The 18250-nt window shown below is 50.4% G+C and carries 18 protein-coding genes and 1 tRNA gene; 14 read left to right on the forward strand and 5 right to left on the reverse strand.

Annotated elements, in window-relative coordinates; all coding sequences use genetic code 11:
• Nucleotides 1-7: 7 nt before the first annotated feature.
• Both INP77_RS05390 and uvrB read right to left on the reverse strand, forming a co-directional pair.
• Nucleotides 8-274 (reverse strand): SemiSWEET transporter, encoded by a 267-nt coding sequence (locus tag INP77_RS05390; RefSeq protein WP_194747897.1) that lies wholly within the window; start codon nucleotides 272-274, stop codon nucleotides 8-10.
• Nucleotides 271-2304 carry an excinuclease ABC subunit UvrB gene (gene uvrB / locus INP77_RS05395; RefSeq protein WP_194747899.1) on the reverse strand — a complete coding sequence of 678 codons (2034 nt, stop codon included), beginning with the start codon at nucleotides 2302-2304 and terminating at the stop codon, nucleotides 271-273. Before uvrB ends, INP77_RS05390 begins: the two co-directional genes overlap by 4 nt.
• A 162-nt stretch (nucleotides 2305-2466) precedes the next feature.
• Here uvrB and INP77_RS05400 point away from each other — a divergent pair, with 162 nt between their 5' ends.
• Together INP77_RS05400 and INP77_RS05405 are read left to right on the forward strand one after the other, a co-directional pair.
• Nucleotides 2467-3477: a tetratricopeptide repeat-containing serine protease family protein gene (locus tag INP77_RS05400; protein ID WP_194747900.1), complete on the forward strand. Its 1011-nt coding sequence runs from the start codon at nucleotides 2467-2469 to the stop codon at nucleotides 3475-3477.
• Between the two features lie 189 nt (nucleotides 3478-3666).
• The gene (locus tag INP77_RS05405) at nucleotides 3667-4881 is read left to right on the forward strand and encodes a pyridoxal phosphate-dependent aminotransferase (protein ID WP_194747902.1); all 1215 of its coding nucleotides are present in this window, start codon (nucleotides 3667-3669) and stop codon (nucleotides 4879-4881) included.
• Nucleotides 4882-4971: 90 nt separating this feature from the next.
• On the opposite strand, the gene INP77_RS05410 is transcribed toward INP77_RS05405, so the two are convergent.
• Together INP77_RS05410 and INP77_RS05415 are read right to left on the reverse strand one after the other, a co-directional pair.
• Nucleotides 4972-5727 (reverse strand): hypothetical protein, encoded by a 756-nt coding sequence (locus INP77_RS05410; protein WP_368667912.1) that lies wholly within the window; start codon nucleotides 5725-5727, stop codon nucleotides 4972-4974.
• Nucleotides 5728-6069: 342 nt separating this feature from the next.
• Nucleotides 6070-6627 carry a hypothetical protein gene (locus INP77_RS05415; protein WP_194747904.1) on the reverse strand — a complete coding sequence of 186 codons (558 nt, stop codon included), beginning with the start codon at nucleotides 6625-6627 and terminating at the stop codon, nucleotides 6070-6072.
• 353 nt (nucleotides 6628-6980) lie between these two features.
• On the opposite strand from INP77_RS05415, the gene INP77_RS05420 reads away from it, so the two are divergent.
• Genes INP77_RS05420 through INP77_RS15065 form a run of 5 tightly spaced genes read left to right on the forward strand, consistent with a single transcriptional unit; the run spans nucleotide 6981 to nucleotide 10496 of the window.
• Nucleotides 6981-7415 carry a hypothetical protein gene (locus tag INP77_RS05420; protein ID WP_194747905.1) on the forward strand — a complete coding sequence of 145 codons (435 nt, stop codon included), beginning with the start codon at nucleotides 6981-6983 and terminating at the stop codon, nucleotides 7413-7415.
• Nucleotides 7412-8485 carry a hypothetical protein gene (locus INP77_RS05425; protein WP_194747907.1) on the forward strand — a complete coding sequence of 358 codons (1074 nt, stop codon included), beginning with the start codon at nucleotides 7412-7414 and terminating at the stop codon, nucleotides 8483-8485. The genes INP77_RS05420 and INP77_RS05425 overlap by 4 nt, the downstream gene beginning before the upstream one ends.
• On the forward strand, nucleotides 8479-8685 hold the full coding sequence (locus tag INP77_RS05430) for a hypothetical protein (RefSeq protein ID WP_194747909.1): 207 nt from the start codon (nucleotides 8479-8481) through the stop codon (nucleotides 8683-8685). The genes INP77_RS05425 and INP77_RS05430 overlap by 7 nt, the downstream gene beginning before the upstream one ends.
• 29 nt (nucleotides 8686-8714) lie before the next feature.
• Nucleotides 8715-8864 carry a hypothetical protein gene (locus INP77_RS05435; protein WP_194747911.1) on the forward strand — a complete coding sequence of 50 codons (150 nt, stop codon included), beginning with the start codon at nucleotides 8715-8717 and terminating at the stop codon, nucleotides 8862-8864.
• A gap of 6 nt (nucleotides 8865-8870) precedes the next feature.
• Complete coding sequence (locus INP77_RS15065) at nucleotides 8871-10496, forward strand: recombinase family protein (RefSeq protein ID WP_368667926.1); 1626 nt, start codon at nucleotides 8871-8873, stop codon at nucleotides 10494-10496.
• On the opposite strand, the gene INP77_RS05450 is transcribed toward INP77_RS15065, so the two are convergent.
• A tRNA-Asn gene (locus INP77_RS05450) sits at nucleotides 10455-10530 on the reverse strand. The two genes, INP77_RS15065 and INP77_RS05450, sit on opposite strands and share 42 nt — an antisense overlap.
• A gap of 221 nt (nucleotides 10531-10751) precedes the next feature.
• Here INP77_RS05450 and INP77_RS05455 point away from each other — a divergent pair.
• The 7 genes from INP77_RS05455 to INP77_RS05485 all read left to right on the forward strand — a co-directional run bounded on the left by INP77_RS05455 (nucleotide 10752) and on the right by INP77_RS05485 (nucleotide 18061).
• Nucleotides 10752-11297: a hypothetical protein gene (locus tag INP77_RS05455; RefSeq protein ID WP_228518742.1), complete on the forward strand. Its 546-nt coding sequence runs from the start codon at nucleotides 10752-10754 to the stop codon at nucleotides 11295-11297.
• Nucleotides 11298-11548: 251 nt separating this feature from the next.
• The gene (locus tag INP77_RS05460; protein ID WP_194747913.1) at nucleotides 11549-13024 is read left to right on the forward strand and encodes a cytochrome ubiquinol oxidase subunit I; all 1476 of its coding nucleotides are present in this window, start codon (nucleotides 11549-11551) and stop codon (nucleotides 13022-13024) included.
• Nucleotides 13025-14026 (forward strand): cytochrome d ubiquinol oxidase subunit II, encoded by a 1002-nt coding sequence (gene cydB, locus INP77_RS05465; protein ID WP_194747915.1) that lies wholly within the window; start codon nucleotides 13025-13027, stop codon nucleotides 14024-14026.
• Complete coding sequence (locus tag INP77_RS05470) at nucleotides 14010-14189, forward strand: DUF2474 domain-containing protein (RefSeq protein WP_194747917.1); 180 nt, start codon at nucleotides 14010-14012, stop codon at nucleotides 14187-14189. Before cydB ends, INP77_RS05470 begins: the two co-directional genes overlap by 17 nt.
• Nucleotides 14190-14515: 326 nt before the next feature.
• Entirely contained in the window at nucleotides 14516-15796 is a 1281-nt protein-coding gene (locus INP77_RS05475; protein WP_194747918.1) for a PqiA/YebS family transporter subunit, read from the forward strand.
• Nucleotides 15789-17447, forward strand: coding sequence for an intermembrane transport protein PqiB (pqiB, locus tag INP77_RS05480; RefSeq protein WP_194747920.1), 1659 nt, complete (start codon nucleotides 15789-15791; stop codon nucleotides 17445-17447). The genes INP77_RS05475 and pqiB overlap by 8 nt, the downstream gene beginning before the upstream one ends.
• Before the next feature lie 11 nt (nucleotides 17448-17458).
• The gene (locus INP77_RS05485) at nucleotides 17459-18061 is read left to right on the forward strand and encodes a membrane integrity-associated transporter subunit PqiC (protein ID WP_228518743.1); all 603 of its coding nucleotides are present in this window, start codon (nucleotides 17459-17461) and stop codon (nucleotides 18059-18061) included.
• The last annotated feature ends 189 nt before the right edge of the window (nucleotides 18062-18250 follow it).

An 18250-nucleotide genomic window follows, 5' to 3' on the forward strand; every position in this document is an offset into this window, starting at 1 on the left:
GTGTGACTCAAACTTTTAATATAGATTTCAACTTTAAGCAAAGAACAGTCCCTGCCAGCAATGCCGTCACCGCATTGGCGATAATCACCGGCCAATCTCCGATCAAGAGACCATAAATCAGCCATAACACCACGCCAGAAGTGAAAATGGTGTACATCGGCAACGAGATGCCGCTTAAATCCCTGGTACGCCATGATTGCAAAACTTGTGGGATAAAGGCTAACGTGGTGCACACGGCAGCGATTGATCCAATACAGGTGTTTACTATGCTCATTTCAAATCTTCTACTTCGGCACCAAAGGCCTGTAACTTGAGTTTTTTGAGTTGATCCCTGAATTGGGCCGCCTTTTCAAACTCAAGGTTTTTGGCCGCGTCGTGCATGGCTTTTTCAATGCGCTTGATTTCCTTGGTCAGCATTTTTTCGCTCATGCTTTCATAGCTGGCCTGTTCCTGCGCAGCCTTGCGTTCACGCTGGGCCTCATCCTTGTCATAGACGCCATCAATGATGTCTTTAATGCGCTTGGTGACGCCTTTGGGCGTAATGCCATGCTCCGCGTTAAACGCCAATTGAATCTTGCGGCGACGGTCCCCTTCATCCATCGCCAGTTTCATGCTGCGTGTGATGCTATTGGCATAAAAAATGACGCGCCCATTCAAATTACGCGCCGCACGGCCCGCTGTTTGAATCAATGACCGCTCAGAGCGCAAAAAGCCCTCTTTATCGGCATCCAGCACGGCCACCAGCGACACCTCGGGGATGTCCAGGCCCTCACGTAGCAGGTTAATGCCGACCAGCACATCAAACTCACCCAGGCGCAAGTCACGGATGATCTCCACGCGTTCCACCGTATCGATATCGCTATGCAAATAGCGGACCTTGACGCCATGTTCGCTCAGGTAATCCGTCAGGTCTTCAGCCATGCGCTTGGTCAGGGTTGTTGCTAGCACGCGTTCGCCCACGGCGACACAGCGTTTGATCTCGCCGAGCAGATCATCTACCTGAGTATCGGCAGGTTTGACGGTAATTTCAGGGTCTACCAGTCCGGTTGGCCGAGCAATCATTTCCACCACTTGCTGCTGATGCTCTTTTTCGTAATTGGCAGGCGTGGCCGAGACAAATACGCATTGCCGCATAATACGCTCAAACTCTTCAAACTTGAGCGGACGATTATCCATAGCCGAGGGCAGGCGCCAGCCATAATCCACCAGGTTAGCCTTGCGTGAGCGATCACCCAGATACATACCGCCAATTTGCGGCACGGTCACATGGCTCTCGTCTATGATCATCAGCGCTTCAGCGGGCAGGTAATCAATCAATGTCGGCGGCGGGTCGCCGGGGTTGCGGCCCGTCAAATGACGGCTGTAGTTTTCAATGCCTTTGCAAAAGCCGATTTCGTTAAGCATTTCGAGATCAAAACGCGTGCGCTGTTCGATGCGCTGCGCTTCTACCAGCTTGTTTTCACTCAGGAAAAAACTGACGCGCTGACGCAGTTCTTCCTTGATGGTTTCCATGGCCCTTACCGTCGCTTCACGCGCGGTCACATAATGGCTGGACGGGAAAATACGGAAATTGTGTATCTTGTTAAAAATCTGGCCCGTCAGCGGATCAAACAACTGAATGGTATCAATCTCGTCATCAAACAGATTGATTCTGACCGCCGTTTCACTGTTCTCTGAAGGGAACACGTCAATAATGTCGCCCCGGACACGGAAGCAGCCCCGGCTAAAGTCAAAGTCGTTGCGGTCATACTGCATGGCAATCAGGTGCGCAACAATGTCTTTTTGTGCAATCTTTTTACCCTGATGAATATGCAACACCATGCCATGGTATTCGCCTGGATCACCAATACCGTAAATGGCCGAAACAGTAGCCACAATCACGGCATCTTCGCGCTCGAGCAAGGCTTTGGTCGCTGACAAACGCATCTGCTCAATGTGTTCGTTGATGCTGGAGTCTTTTTCGATAAACAGGTCGCGCGAAGGCACGTAGGCTTCCGGCTGGTAATAATCGTAATAGCTGACGAAATACTCGACGGCATTATTGGGGAAAAACTCGCGGAACTCGCTATAAAGCTGTGCAGCCAAGGTTTTATTCGGTGCCATGACAATCGCCGGTTTGCCGGTGCGCGCAATCACGTTCGCCATGGTGTAGGTCTTGCCAGAGCCTGTCACCCCCAGCAAGGTTTGAAACTTGAGGCCGTCATGAATCCCCTGCGTCAATTTTTCAATTGCCTGTGGTTGATCCCCAGCCGGCGGAAAGGGCTGGTGTAATTCATATTTACTACCGGGGAAAGTAACGATCACAACAACAGTCTGTGCATGGGATAAATAATATAGATTCTATTTTAACTGCTTTTGCGCAGGCAGGCATATGATTTACAATTTTCTCAACTACTTTGCGCCTGAACTTTTATCGCAATCACCAGTCAGTTAAACCACAATGAATCATATTCTTTTGGGGGTCGCGTGAAATTCCTTTTAATAGCCATTTTGGCACTCGGTACACCAGCGGCGCAAGCCTACAATCAGCAAGCCCTGATGGAAGCTTACTTTGGCGTGGTCATGATCCGCGGCTACAATCAGGAAGGTGGCATGGCGTATGGTTCCGGCGTGGTGGTCAGCGACAATTCAGTGGTGACCAATTGCCATGTCTTGCGCGCAACCAAACAGCCCTGGGTCTCGCGTGGCGAAGACAGCTACCCAATCACCAGCGTACGCGCAGATGCCTGGCATGATTTGTGTCTGGTGACCACTAGCAATATGCCCTTCAAGCCAGTCCCGCGCGGCAACAGCCTGGCCTTGAGTCGCGGCCAGGAAATCACCGCGATTGGACACTCAAATGGTGTGCCTGCACCCATCACCTCTATTGGTGAAATTCAGGGCTTGTATCCCACGCCTGCCGGCAATATGATCCGCAGCAGCGCCAAGTTTCTCATGGGAGCCAGCGGCAGCGGCTTGTTTGACATGGATGGCAAACTGGTAGGCATCAATACATTTAAAACGGCAGGCAATGGTGGCAGCATTCACTTTGCATTGCCCGTCGAGTGGCTGGAGACCCTGGAGAAAATGCCAGCCAGCAACGTCTTTCCTGTGTCAGGCAAAGCATTGTGGGAGGAAGACGAAGACAAAAAACCCTACTATATGCGTGCTGCCGTGCCCGAATCCCGTCAAGATTGGCCTGCACTGGCACAAGTCAGCCAGCTTTGGACCCAGCAAGAAACAAGCAGCCCAGATGCCTGGTTTAGTCTGGGGCTGGCAGAAATGTCACTCAAGCACTTTGATGTCGCCGCCTCCGCCTTTAGCCAAGCCGTCAAACTGGACAAACAGTTTGTTGAGGCCTGGTTTAGACGTGGTGAAATGGCCCAGAAACTGGGCGACCAACACACTGTGCATGAGATTGAGGGCCAGTTACAACAAATAGATCCCACCCTGGTGCCTGTCTACCAGGCTTATCTCGGCTGCGGCAAACAATGTTAAATCTTCCTGTCATCATTTTCGCCTCACCGCCCCGCCCGGGGCGACCAGCTTAAAACAACTGGCGCGCCTCGCGCGCGCCTTTCACTTCCCTATCCGCTTGTTTTTGCGTAAAATATTGCGTTTTTCATTTTTTTGCAGGCTGCATACGCAGCCTGCTTATTAAGCATACGACCCAACAAGGAAGTGATCTTGAACCAAGCTGCTGCCAACGTGCTGTCCGCACGCGTGTTATCCATTAAAGAATCGCCCACCCTGGCCATTACAGCCAAAGCGGCCAAATACAAGTCCGAAGGCCGTCCTATCATAGGCCTGGCGGCAGGCGAACCTGATTTCGACACGCCACAACATATTAAAGATGCAGCCAAGGCAGCAATTGATGCCGGGTACACCAAATACACCCCTGTGAGCGGGATCCCTGCCCTCAAAAAAGCCATCGTCAACAAATTCAAGAACGAAAATGGCTTTGATTACGCAGTCAATGAAGTAATTGTTGGCGTCGGTGGCAAGCAAACCATTTTCAACCTGTGCCTTGCGGTGTTAAACCCAGGCGACGAAGTCATCGTGCCTGCCCCTTACTGGGTCAGCTATGCCGACATTGCCATGGTCGCAGAGGCAAAACCGGTGATTATTGAATGCGGGATTGAGCAAGGCTTTAAACTGCTGCCCGCGCAACTCGAAGCAGCAATCAACAGCAAAACCAAACTGGTGATGTTTAACTCACCTTCCAACCCAACCGGCGCAGTCTATAGCCTGGACGAGCTCAAGGCGCTGGGCGAGGTGCTGCTCAAACATCCACATGTGCTGGTCGCAACTGATGACATGTATGAACACGTCAACCTGACCGGCGAAAAATTCCACAACATCCTCAATGCCGCGCCAGGCCTCAAAGACCGCTGCATTGTGCTCAATGGGGTGTCCAAAGCTTACTCCATGACCGGCTGGCGTATCGGTTATGCCGCAGGCCCGGCCTACATCATCAAGGCGATGGAAATCCTGCAAAGCCAGTCTACCAGCAACCCAACCTCGATTTCGCAATATGCGGCCGAGGCAGCCCTCAGCGGTTCGCAAGACTGCATCAAGCCCATGGTTGCGGCTTTCCGCGAGCGCCACAAATATGTGGTGGATCGTTTTAACGCCATGCCAGGCTTGAGCTGCCTGATGGCAGGTGGCGCATTCTATGCCTTCCCGGATGCGCGCCAAGCCATTGCCAACCTGCACCAGGCTGGCAAAATCAAGGAAACTACCGATATGGCACTCGCTGAGTACCTGCTCGAAGAACATAATGTGGCAGTGGTGCCTGGCTCCGCATTTGGTGCAGAAGGCTACTTCCGCATCTCGTTTGCCACCAGCATGGAAAACTTACGCGAAGCATTAGACCGCATCGAGCACGCACTTAAGGTTTAACAAGATAGTCCCAAATATAGTCACCAAAAAGCGCCTGCGGGCGCTTTTTGCTTTTGCATCGCAACACCTGTCACAAAATCAGTGTAGCGCTCAAAACAAGCGTATCAGCCTAAAACTCCATAGTTTTTCTGCGCTTTGCGCAGGGTTCAAGGTCGAGACTGCCATACCCATCTGCAAGGTATAACGCTCGCTCGCATCGAAATGTACTTGTGGCGTCAATCGGTAACGCCAAGTACCGCCGCGGCTGATTTCCTGATTTATTTCCATGCCCAAGGTCACGCGCGTCGATGCATCATAAAACACCGAGTGATTAAGCAAATAGCCAGCCCTGGCACGCCGATTGACATCCTGTACACGCAGTCCCAGCATACTCAGCGACGACCATGGCTCAGTCCATCGTTTGGCGACAATATAGGTTGCATCGACAGAAACAGTTTTACTATGTTTATGCATATCAACAAAAGCCTGCCAACCGGTGGCCATGCCTCGCGCAGAGGAAACCTGCAGCGTCTGCTGAATGGCCAATTTATAGCGTTCGTGCCGCGTATTCTCGATAGGCAATTCCAACTCCACCCCAATGTCGTCCGCCAGGCCATATTCAAGCTCAGGCGCCCAGCTGACATCCCCAGTCGCCGCACTCACATCCACCAGCGCATTTACCTCCAGATCGCCCTGCTTCACCCCCAACGGTCGCACCAGGTCATAGACCATAGGCTCAGGCACTCTCAACACACGGTCACTATGCGCAGCATCCGATTCAAGAAATAGCGCTTCTTCAGAAGCCTCCGAAACAAGGGCGCTGGTTAACAGCAACACATAAGCACAAACAACAGCACAGACGTTCACAATTACATTTATACAAATATAAAAACCACATCATACCAAGCAAGCGACCAACGCTCCAAGTGATTCCTCCTCACACAGGTTATTCTTGTTTGACATGCGCAGGAAAGCCTTTGGAAGCAAACAGCAATGATCAGGCGTTTGCAAAATAAACAAAGAGAGAGATAAAGAATGCATCAGGATAAGGTGATCCGATATTGCGAAGCGCTAGGCAATGCTGCAGAAAAGCAAAAAGGCCTCGCATTTCTGCAAGGCCTTTTTCTATTTGGCTCACCATCTTAGATAAAACTGATAACTGGATTCTAACTTGTAAAATTTGAATCTATACATACGCACCAACTTGAATTATTCAGACGCAGTTTTTTTTGTAGGCACACCTACGTTTTTTGCTTTTCCTAATTTTTCTTTGAGATCTCTGATTGATTGAGTTCTTTTTAATTTTTCATCTGGGATTACGTAAATTTCATGCAAAATGGCTTTAAATGTTTCAAGAAAAAGCTGTAAGTTACGACTATCCCACGCTATCCAACTTTGTTCATGAACATGATCACTGGTCATATCTTTTATGTGACCTAAAATTTCAAATAAAACAGGATCAATAAATAAATATTTTTTTCTTAAACTTTCAATTTTATCGTCGTAATTCGCACCTTCAACCCTCTGCAGTGCAAGTAGCTCGTAAATACCTTTGCGTGTGCATGCAGATGCGCCAGTTAGATAATTCATTTTTGCGCAACCTTCAGCTTCTGAAATCAACTCTCTTATTTCTTTGGGGATACGGTTATCGACAACAAAAAATGATGTAGGTACCGAATAAAAAAATTCCTGATCTAAATCCACGTCATCTTTAAATCTGCCAAAACCGTAAGATGAATCTTGAAGGTTTGAAAAAGTCAAATGCATTGATATATGTTGGCAGCTTTCACAAATAACTCTCCATATGTAGCAAATTTTGTCACTAGTCCAATGAAAACCCTCGGAACCAAGATTTCTATATTTAACATGACGCCTATTGCAGTAAGGGCAATTGTAGATATCGTGTGTAATAAAATATTTTGAATCTAGATGGGAGTGATCTTGCACTGGTTTATTCCTGATGGTTAGTTGAACTGTAACCCCGTTTATGTAACACGGGGGGCTCTAAATACATAAACAACAGAATAAAATAAAAATTTATCCTTGTGTTTTAATTTGATTGACATTTAAATATTATTATTTTAGATTCATTTGAAATTCAAACAACATACGGATAAATTATGAAATCAGCTCATTTACATGATATGTGGTCAAGCCCCGACAACGGGCGACTAGTTTCCAAGCAAATTTCACTTCGTTTACCTGTTCATATTGCTGCAAAAATAGCTGCATTGAGTGAACTATACCCTCAAAAAAATCGCACTCAAATTATTGCTGATTTATTAACTCTTGCTTTGGACGATCTCGAAAAAAATTTACCATATTCAATACATGAAGCACCAAGACATGTACAAGATCAAGAGAGGGATGTCTCACAACATTTAGGTTACGAGATTGAGACAATCTATGAGCTAGGCGGTGCACGTGCGCAATTTCGTTGTGCTGCCAATAAGTACTATTTGGAGTATGAGAAAGAGCTAGGAAATGAAAAGCCAACAGCACTATATGGCTCAATTTATGGCTCCCAAGATTATTTGGAAAATCTGGATAAATGAATTTCAAATATCTTCTTTCCAGCTTCGACACCATTGAGTGTGCCTATTACTTGATCCCGCTCGATCAGGCCAGACTTGACTTTCTGGACTTAGCATCCCAGAAAGAGGCATTAATCAAGGCTAAGATAAACAAGCCCAAGCCAATTAAGCTCGGTTGTGAAGATTTCTTGCTTGCTTCACATGGCACATCAAGCGGCTATCCATTTTTGATTGAAAATGATGTGTTCATCATTCAGTTTGGCGAATTTAACCGTCCAAACTTCTTCGTCAAATTTCGCAGTATTGCCTTATGGCATAACAGCTTGCTGGATTTGCATAAGCGTTTTTTAAACTGGGCTGCATCCGTAGGGTTGACTCAGGCACAGCCTGAGCGATTGTCGCGCGTGGATTATGCGTTTGACTACCATCTGCCAGTGGTCGATTTTGATGAAGATAGTTTTGTATCTCGTTCAACTAAAGACAGCCAATATCGCAAAGATGGCAAAGTCCAGACGTTTAAATTCGGCACTGAAAACGTGGTGCTAAGGGTTTATAACAAAGTCGATGAAATCAATGAGCAAAGTCAAAAAAACTGGCTTTTCAAATTGTGGGGGATGGATCAGGATGTCTGGCGTGTTGAATGGCAGGTCAGAAAAGATCAGCTCCGCAAAATAGGCATTTCATCTATGCAATCTCTTGAGGAACGTCAGGCAGACCTTTTGCGATTGCTTTCAACCAATCACACTACATTAAGAATTAAAGCAGATGACAGCAACCGATCACGGTGGGATATGCATCCACTCTGGCTTGATTTGTTAGCCCAAATTGATCAACTTCAAGGTTTAGGCGTCAAGCGTGAACATAAGCCGCTTGATCTTTACGATGAGCGATTAACTCGCATTGCAATGAGTGTTTATGGCTATCTTAAAAGAGTGGCTGCAATCGATGTTTTATATTCAGGGAATCAAAAGTCATACATGGATGAAACGTTTCAGCATTTATTCAATATCGTTTCTGAAATTCATGATCCATTGACATGGCAACAAGAGGTTGACCGTAGAGCGAATGAAATGAGGTTAGGCGAATGGTAATTGCATTAAGTAAATTGATTGAAATGATCAACGAGCGCAAAAACATGGTGCTTCTAGTGGCTGAGTCGAGTTTGCCTGAAAACCAGTTTAGAGCATTCAGAAAATTTTTATTGATTCAGTTCGGTGATAAGGGCTTGGAAGGGGAGTTGCAAAAGATATACACCGAGAGTCATTTTGATGAACGGAATGGGCGGGAATAGATTATGCACGAAAGGGGGTGCCATCATGATTGAGCAAGCAATCCATAGAGCTGCTGATCATTCTGTATCAACAGCAAGCCGATGAAAATGTAAGTGAAGTAGAGTTGCAGCATATCAGCACGTTTTTTCCAGAAATTTTAGCTGAGATATTGCAGCGTATTGAACAAGACCAGGAGTAAACCAAAATGGCGGTTGCACTTTACGCGAGAGTTTCCACAGTCAGGCAAGCTGAAAAGGATTTATCCATCCCTGATCAGATTAATCAAATGCGTGACTGGTGTCAGGCAAATGGCTATGTCGTGGCGATGGAGTATATCGAGCCAGGTGCGTCCGCCACCGATGACAGGCGACCAGTCTTTCAGCAAATGATTGCAGACGCTACGAGCGACAGCGAACCTTATGAGGCCATCATTGTGCATAGTCGGTCACGCTTCTTTCGCGATATGTTCGAGTTTTTGAACTATGAGCGCAGATTAAAACGGGCGCATTGCAAGCTGGTTTCAATTACTCAGATTACAAGCGATGATCCTGCCGGCGAAATGGCTAGCAAAATATTCAGCTTATTTGATGAATACCAGAGCAAAGAGAACGGCAAACACACAATCCGCGCCATGAAAGAAAATGCCAGACGCGGTTTTATGAACGGATCACGCGCACCCTTTGGCTATCGTGCGATTGAAATCGAGGTCATGGGCGCCAAGGGCAAAAAGAAAAAGAAAATTGACATTGATCCGGTTGAATCTGAAATCGTCAAAAAGATTTTTCATTTGTACCTGTTTGGCAACGAATACGGTCACATGGGGGCAAAAGAAATTGCTACCTATCTGAATGATAAAAACATCAAGCTACGCACTCAAAAATGGAACCGTGGCCGAGTGCATGAGGTGCTAAGCAATAAAGCCTATATTGGCGAGTATTACTTTAACAAGCGCAACAACAAAACAGGCGAGCTGAAATCATCAGACGAATGGATCAAGGTCGAGATACCTGCCATTATTGAGGCGAGCACGTTTGAGGACGCACGCATCCGCAGAGCGGAGCGCGCGCCCGCAAAAGTGCCGCCGAGGTTGGTCAATTCCCCGACACTGCTCACTGGCATATTGAAATGTGGCATCTGTGGTGCAGGCATGACGCTGGCAACGGGTAAAGGCGGGCGATATCGGTACTATAAATGCAATACACGCATTGGGAAGGGCAATCATTTGTGCACCATGCCTGCCGTTTCAATGGAAAAACTGGACAATCTTGTGCTGACCACCCTTGCAGACAAGGTTTTTACGCCGGAGCGAGTATCGACCATGATGCAGGAGATGCGCAAACGGGTTGTCCAGCGCAATAAAGAACAGTCCAACAACGCGCAGCCGCTACAAAAAGAACTGGAAGAGTTAAACCAGCGCAATGAGCGTTTGTTTGAAGCGGTGGAGAAGGGCTTTCTGCCAATGGACGAAACACTGCAAGCCAGATCAAGAAGCATCCAAACCAGACGACAGGATATTTTGCTTGAGATTGCATCCATGAAGCGGCAGCAGGATATGCCAGTCGATGCGCTCAATCAAAAGAACATCAAAGTATTTATTCAGGTGCTTAAAGAGAAACTCACAGATCGCAAATCAAATTTCGGCAAACAATACTTAAAAGGGCTGATCCAGCAAATAGTGCTTAAAGATGGAGAGGCGACCATATCAGGAAGTTATGACGCCATGGCAAGTGCGATTGTTGAGACGAAAAAAATGGGCACTGAATTAACAGTGCCCACTTTTGCATCTAGTTGGCTCCTCAACCTGGGCTCGAACCAGGGACCTACGGATTAACAGTCCGGCGCTCTACCGACTGAGCTATTGAGGAATCGGTACGTCGTTTGAAGGCGCTATATTACTGAGACCACGCCCCTTGGTCAACCACTTTTTGCGAAATATTTTATATTTTTTTGGCCACAGGCCAGCCATCTGCAAAATGCCACTCACGCTGCAAATTTTCGGCAAATTTTTGTAATATTCAGCTTGTCCAAGCTTGACAGACTTAGGCATGTAAGGTTATGAGGATATAATATTTCCAGGAGAATAAAGATGCATAGCATGGTGGCAAAAATTTCACACCTGGATGGTCAGGTCGAGGCGGTCAACGCAATGGGCCAGCACCGGCCACTGAGCGCTGGGGACTGGTTACGTGAGGGTGAGCGTATTGTGGCGCAGGATGGCGCTCAGGTTTCGCTGGAGACTGCGACTGGTGAACGCTTGCAGGTGCAAGGTCTGCAAACCATGACACTGAGCGCGCAATTGACGGCGGATTATCTGCCGCATGCCAGTGATGATGCGATTGATGCACAATTGTTGCAACATGTCCTCTCCTCATTACAGGCGGGCGATACCGAACTGGATATTTCTACCCTCTTACAATCACCGCTGGAGTTTGCCGCTTTTGCGGCCCCAGCGGATCATCCGCCACAAGCGGATGCCTTGCATATCGCTGACTTGATCCCTGAACAAGCCGCCGCTGAACATGGTCCATCCAGTTTAGCGCCTAACGATAGTGTCGCGTTGATGGTTGCCACCGCATTGCCTAGCGAGATCGCGCTGCAGCAGCAACTATTAAAAGACATGGATCAGCACTAATCTTGTGAGTGATGTCTGCTAAAAGCCTTGCATTGTTGCAAGGCTTTTTACTTATGCGGGCCTGCGCTCTTACCAACAAGTCATCAAACGGCGTCTCTTTGTCAGGCAAACGCCGAGGATAGATTTTTTTACTTGCAGACGGCCCTGTGGCAAACTTAATGGGCGTAGACACGGTCTATATTGTTGATTTCCGCAACAGCAGGCGATATCCCTCTCCGGCGGCGGGAAGGTAAGGTGGTAGAAAGATCAATATGTCTGATTTGGCACTGACGCTGGCGCGTATCCAGTTTGGTTTTACGATTTCGTTTCACATCATCTTCCCGGCCATAACCATAGGTTTGGCCAGTTACCTGGCAGTCCTCGAAGCACGCTGGCTCATGACCAAACAAAGCGTGTATCTGGATCTCTACCACTTCTGGATTAAAGTGTTCTCGCTATGTTTTGGCATGGGCGTGGTATCTGGCCTGGTGATGGCTTACCAGTTTGGCACCAACTGGGCTGGCTTCTCCAATGTCGCCGGCGGCGTGACCGGTCCTTTACTGGCTTATGAAGTGCTTACCGCCTTCTTCCTTGAGGCGGGTTTTCTCGGCGTGATGCTGTTTGGCTGGAACAAGGTCGGGCCAGGCCTGCACTTTCTGTCAACCTTGATGGTCGCGGTTGGCACCTTGATCTCTGCCACCTGGATTCTGGCTTCGAATAGCTGGATGCAAACGCCACAGGGCTTTGAGTTAATCGCCGGTAAAGTAGTGCCGGTGGACTGGTGGCAGATCATATTCAATCCCTCATTCCCTTACCGGCTCATGCACATGGTCATCGGTGCCTATCTGGCCACAGCCTTGCTGGTGGTGGCGACAGCTGCCTGGCACTTGCTCAAGCAGCGGGATCACGCCAGCATCCGTAAAATGTTGTCCATGGGGTTATGGCTGATTCTGCTGATTGCGCCTTTGCAAGCATTTATTGGCGATATGCATGGCTTGAATACCCTCAAATACCAACCCGCCAAAATCGCCGCGATTGAAGCGCACTGGGAGAACAAAGGCAATGAACCGACGCCGCTGATTCTGTTTGCCTGGCCAGACATGCAACAGGAAAAGAATCATTTTGTCCTCGAAATCCCGGTGCTTGGCAGCCTGATTTTGCGTCACTCATTGACCGAGCAGATTCCTGCACTCAAGCAATTCGCCCCTCAAGATCGGCCCAATGCCACCATTATTTTCTGGACCTTCCGCGTGATGGTGGCGCTGGGCTTGCTCATGATCTTGCTGGCATTCTCCTCCGTGTGGCTACGCTTGAAACAACAACTGTATCAACAGCCGCTGTTCCTCAAGTTTGCAGTGGCCATGGGGCCCGCAGGCATTATTGCCATCCTGGCAGGCTGGTTCACCACCGAAATCGGCCGCCAGCCCTGGGTAGTGTATGGCGTGTTGCGTACTGCAGAGGCGGTGACGCCGCACCCTGCCAGCGAGGTGGCACTGACCTTGGGCCTGTTTGTCATCATTTACCTGTTAGTGTTTGGCATGGGCACGCGCTTCATGCTCCGGCTGCTCAAAGCAGGCCCTAGTACCGGGGAGGCACTGCACGGCGACGCCATTTCACCGCAGCTTGACCACGCCACTGCATTTACGCTGGCCCCTGAGTTTCACCCGGAGACGAAGACACCCGCTTCGGCGCAGTCAGCAAAGCACCAGGCTGGCACTCAGGCTGACGATCAATCAAAGGATCAATAAATGGACTTGTCTCTCATATGGGCTGCGATCATTCTGTTTGGCATCATGATGTACATCATCATGGATGGCTTTGATCTTGGTATAGGCATTCTTTATCCCTTTTTTAAAGACAAAAGCGACCGTGACCTCATGATGAACACGGTGGCCCCGGTGTGGGATGGTAATGAAACATGGCTGGTGTTGGGGGGCGCCGGCTTGCTCGCCGCCTTCCCCTTAGCCTATTCAGTGATTTTGAGTGCGTTTGCGCTGCCTTTGCTGCTGATGCTGATGGCACTGATCTTTAGAGGGGTGGCGTTTGAATTCAGGTTTCGCGCCAAGGACAGCGAAAGGCACTTCTGGGACAAGGCATTTACCGGCGGATCGGTTGCGGCGACCTTCTTTCAGGGCATGACGCTAGGGGCTTACCTGCAAGGAATCCCCATGTCAAACCAGGCCTATGCGGGTGGCTCACTGGACTGGATTTCACCGTTTTCGCTGTTTACCGGCCTTGGGCTGCTGGTCACCTATGCCCTGCTCGGCAGCACCTGGCTGATCATGAAAACCGATGGCGCGCTACAGGCCAGCTGTTACCGCCTGTCAAAACACATCGCCACCGCCTTGTTTGCCATCATTTTCATCATCAGCGTGTGGACGCCATGGATGGATAGCCGCATTGCTGAGCGATGGTTCAGCATGCCGAATCTGTTATGGCTGTCGCCCGTGCCGTTGCTGGTAGGGTTGTGTTTTTACCGCTTGCAGCGTGCGCTGAGCCAGCACGCTGAAACCCGCCCATTCCTTTACACACTGGCACTGGTTCTGCTGGGCTATGCCGGGCTGGGCATCAGCATCTGGCCTAACATCATTCCGCCCGACTTGCCGATACAAGCTGCCGCAGCGCCGCATATCAGCCAGATGTTTGCATTGATAGGCGCACTGGTGATCATCCCGATTATTTTAATTTACACCGCCTGGGGCTACTATATTTTCAGGGGCAAGGTGAATAGAGATGAGCACTACCATTAAGCACACAACAGGGACAAAGTCTGTTCAGGCAGACACCCCACGCCCCAACTGGCGCAAGCGTGTAGGCTGGCTATGCCTGATCTGGCTCGCCAGCATTGCGGCATTGGGCGTAGTCAGTTTATTGCTGCGCTTTTGCATGCGTCTGGCAGGCCTGCATACTTAAGAATCTCATCAAAACAGGCGCGCCTCCTCTGCTGAATAGGTCGGCTTGCGCACACCCGGCCGCGCATCGCTCAGAAAATCCTTCTTGCCCCCTTCCCCTGCTCTTTTCACCATGGCGAAAAGGATGAGACAACAGGGATTTCAAAGCGCATATGCGTTGAAAAATCGTGTGCATCAAACCGCCCTTAGAGACAATTTTTGTCATCAGTCCCTCTTATTGAGTGTCTACAGCACGGAATTTTTCTTGCCTGATCAAATCCAATCCCATTACTATGCATGTATCCAGCCTGTTGAAAAACTGACAATCCGCTGCCTGCAACCCCCTGTATGACGACCCAGCAACCGACAAAATGGCGACGCTTGCGTGCCTGCCCAGCCTGTGACATGGTCAGTGCCATTCCGGTACTGCGGCCGGGTCAGCACGCCAGTTGCCCGCGCTGTGGTCATGTGCTGGCACGCCGCTACCTGCATCCGGTGCAACGCAGCATTGCGCTGGCGGCAAGCGCGCTCATCACGCTGTTGATTGCGGTGGCGTTCCCGTTTATCCGTGTCGATGCCGGCGGGCTGGATAACCAGATCGCACTGTCACAAACAGCCTCCACCTTGTTGCAATCGCATCAACCCATTGTGGCTTTTATTGTAGCGTGCACGGCAATTGTGCTGCCTGGCTTGTACCTGACCGGGGTGATTGCCATGCAGGCCAATGTATTACGCACGGTACCCAAAGCCTACAGTGATGTGATTGCGCGCCTGTTTTCACAACTGCACCCATGGATGATGGCGGATGTTTTTATCGTCGCCGCGCTGATCAGCCTGGTGAAGCTGACCGGCATGGCGGATGTGCATCTGGGCGCCTCGTTCTGGGCGTATTGCGTGTTTGCGCTACTCTTGCTGATGACGACACGCTCGGTGGATATAGACTGGCTGTGGTACCGGCTGGCAGGCGAACCGGAAACCCCGGAAGACATCCGTTGCGGCATCACCGCCGCCGAGCAGCATGTCACCGGCTGCCCGACTTGTGGGCTGATCAACCACCTGGCTAGTTATCCTGATAACGAAGGCCATCATGCCAGCTGCATCCGTTGCGGCACGCTCTTGCATGCGCGCAAGCCGCACAGCCTGCAGTTCACCTGGGCGCTGTTGCTCACCGCCATCATTTTATATATCCCGGCCAATGCCTACCCGATGATGATTACCACCGCGCTGGGGCAAAGCCATGCAGCCACCATTATCGGCGGCATGATGGAGCTCTGGCAGCATGGCTCGCAACCGATTGCGGTCGTAATTTTTGTCGCCAGTGTACTGGTGCCCATCCTCAAAATGCTGGTGTTAATCCTGCTATCGTGGCTGGTCAAACACCCAGGGCCACTCAATGCCCTGCAAAAAACCCGGCTCTATCATCTAACCGAATTTGTCGGCCGCTGGTCCATGGTGGATGTGTTTGTGGTCGCCATCATGGTGGCACTGATCCAGTCCGGCAACCTGATGTCGGTATTGCCCGGCCCCGCCGCGCTGGCCTTTTGCGCCGTGGTGATTACCACCATGCTGGCCGCAATGGCGTTTGATCCGCGCCTGTTATGGGATACTCAAGGAAAACAACATGACTGATACGTCTGATGACAATTTATTGGCCCGGGTAGGCAAGCAGGCTAGGGTTTCACCGATCTGGATCGTGCCCATTGTCGCGTTGCTGATAGGCTGCTGGCTCATTTATGACAACTATACGCGTGCTGGCAAGCAAATCACGCTCTCAATGTCCAACGCCGAAGGCATAGAAGCCGGCAAAACCAAAATCAAGGTACATAGCGTCGATATCGGTCTGGTCGAGCAAGTCAAACTGTCCGAAGACCTTGGGCACATCCAGGTCATCGCCCGCATCGCGCCAGATGCGCAACCGCTGCTGGTCAAAGATACGCAATTATGGGTAGTCAAACCCCGGATCGGCCTTGAGGGCATCAGCGGCCTCAATACCGTGATCTCAGGCGCCTACATCCAGTTGCAACCGGGCAAGGGTCATGAAGAAACAGACGAATTTACCGTGCTCGACCAGCCCCCCATTTCATTGAATGGCGCCGGCGGCGTACATATTAATTTGATCGGCACCGTCGGCAACGCCTTGCGCATTGGTGACCCGGTCACCTATCAGGGCCTGCGCGTGGGCCGGGTGGCGAGCGCCACCTTTGACCCCAAGCAACGCAAAATGCAGCATGAGTTGTTTATCGAGCAGCCCTACGACGTGTTGATCACTGAAAACACGCGCTTCTGGACCACCGTTGGCATAGACCTCAAGTTGGATTCCGAAGGCTTCAAGGCCAGCATCCCCACCGTGGAGTCGCTGATTGCAGGCGGGGTTAGCTTTGGCCATGCCGACAACCGGCCCATGGGTAAACCGGTGCCGTCCGAAACCACCTTTGAGCTGTATGCCAATGAAGAAGCTGCCCGCCAGCAAACCTACGACCAATATCTGGAATATGTGCTTCTGGTGGATGATACGGTGCGCGGACTCTCCAGTGGCGCGCCGGTCGAGTTCCGCGGCTTGCGCGTAGGCACGGTGATGCAAGTGCCGTGGAAATTCAACTCGCCCGCACGCAAACAGGACTTTAACTATGCGATTCCGGTGCTGATTCATCTCGAACCTGGCCGTCTGGCAGACAGTGGCAAGGCAGACCTCAATGAGTGGAAATCCCGCCTCGGCATCATGCTCAAAAACGGTCTGCATGCCACGCTCAAATCTGGCAACCTGCTGACAGGCTCATTGTTTGTCGACTTGAACATGGACAAGCACGCACGCAAAGTCAACTACAAAGCCAAAACCTTTGAAGGCTTGCCAGTGTTGCCCACGAGCGCGACCAGCCTGGCACAGATCGAAGAGAAACTGTCTGATCTGCTGGATAAACTGAATAAGCTCAATGTGGAGCCGGTATTAAGCGGCCTCGATAAAAACCTGCAACAATCCGAGCAAACCTTGCGGGAGATTCGTGCGCTGAGCCAGCAAGTGAACCAGTTTGTGGCACAACCAGAGTTCCAGCAAATGCCGGCCAACCTGAACCAGACCATGCAAGAACTGCGCACCACCATCAAAGGCCTGTCGCCCGAGTCACCGGCTTATCAGGAGCTGAGCAGCACCCTGCAACGGCTGGAAAAGGTCTTGCGCGAAGTCCAGCCGCTGGTGCGTACGCTGAATGAGCAGCCCAATGCCATCCTGTTTGACCGCAAACCCGGTAACGACCCGCTGCCACTGGCACCGGCAACTCCATAAGGACAGTTTTCATGCATATGCCTTTTTCTTTCTTGCGTACGACAATTTGCCTGCTCTGCAGCCTGTCGCTGACCGCTTGTCTGGGCAACCGCCCGCCGGTCAATACCCAGCGCTACAGCCTGCCAGAAGTCAGTCTGCCAAATACCACCACCCCTACGCGCATCCTTATTCTGGGCAATCTGGTGCTGGCCGATGCGCTGGACAGCGACCGTATTCTGATCCAGCTCGATGACATTACCATTCAGCCCACGCGCGACCATTTATGGAGCGCCTCGCTGTCTGAAGAACTACGGCAAGGCCTGCGCAGCCGGCTCGCCCAACGCCTGCCAGACACGCTGGTCACCGATGCCTTGCCCGGCACCAAACTGCAAGCCAGCCGCCTGCAATTGCGCATAGATCAGTTTCAAGGACATATGCGTGGCGAAGCGATCATGAGCGGCCAATGGCAATGGCTGTCAGCAGATCAACGCCCGCTCAAAATCCAGCCGTTTCAATTTACCACCCCGCTCACAGAAAACGGTTACCCGGCGCTGGTCCGCGCACTGGGGCAAGACTTGGACAAATTATCTGACCAGATCGCCAGCCAGATCAAAGCAATGCCAACCCAACCCTGAAACATGAGTTAGTACCCCCCGCCCTTCCACTCAAACAGCGCCCCAGACAAGCGCGCTGTTTGGCCTAGAACACATCACCCGCAACCACACCTTCGTTAGTAATTCTTTGCGTTTCTTAATCCATTTCCCCACAAGAGAGACAGGAACTTTTCAGGTAAACTGGCTTGTTAGATTTACTCTTGATGGATA

This window comes from Methylophilus sp. 13, from assembly GCF_015354335.1.
Taxonomy (GTDB): domain Bacteria; phylum Pseudomonadota; class Gammaproteobacteria; order Burkholderiales; family Methylophilaceae; genus Methylophilus; species Methylophilus glucosoxydans.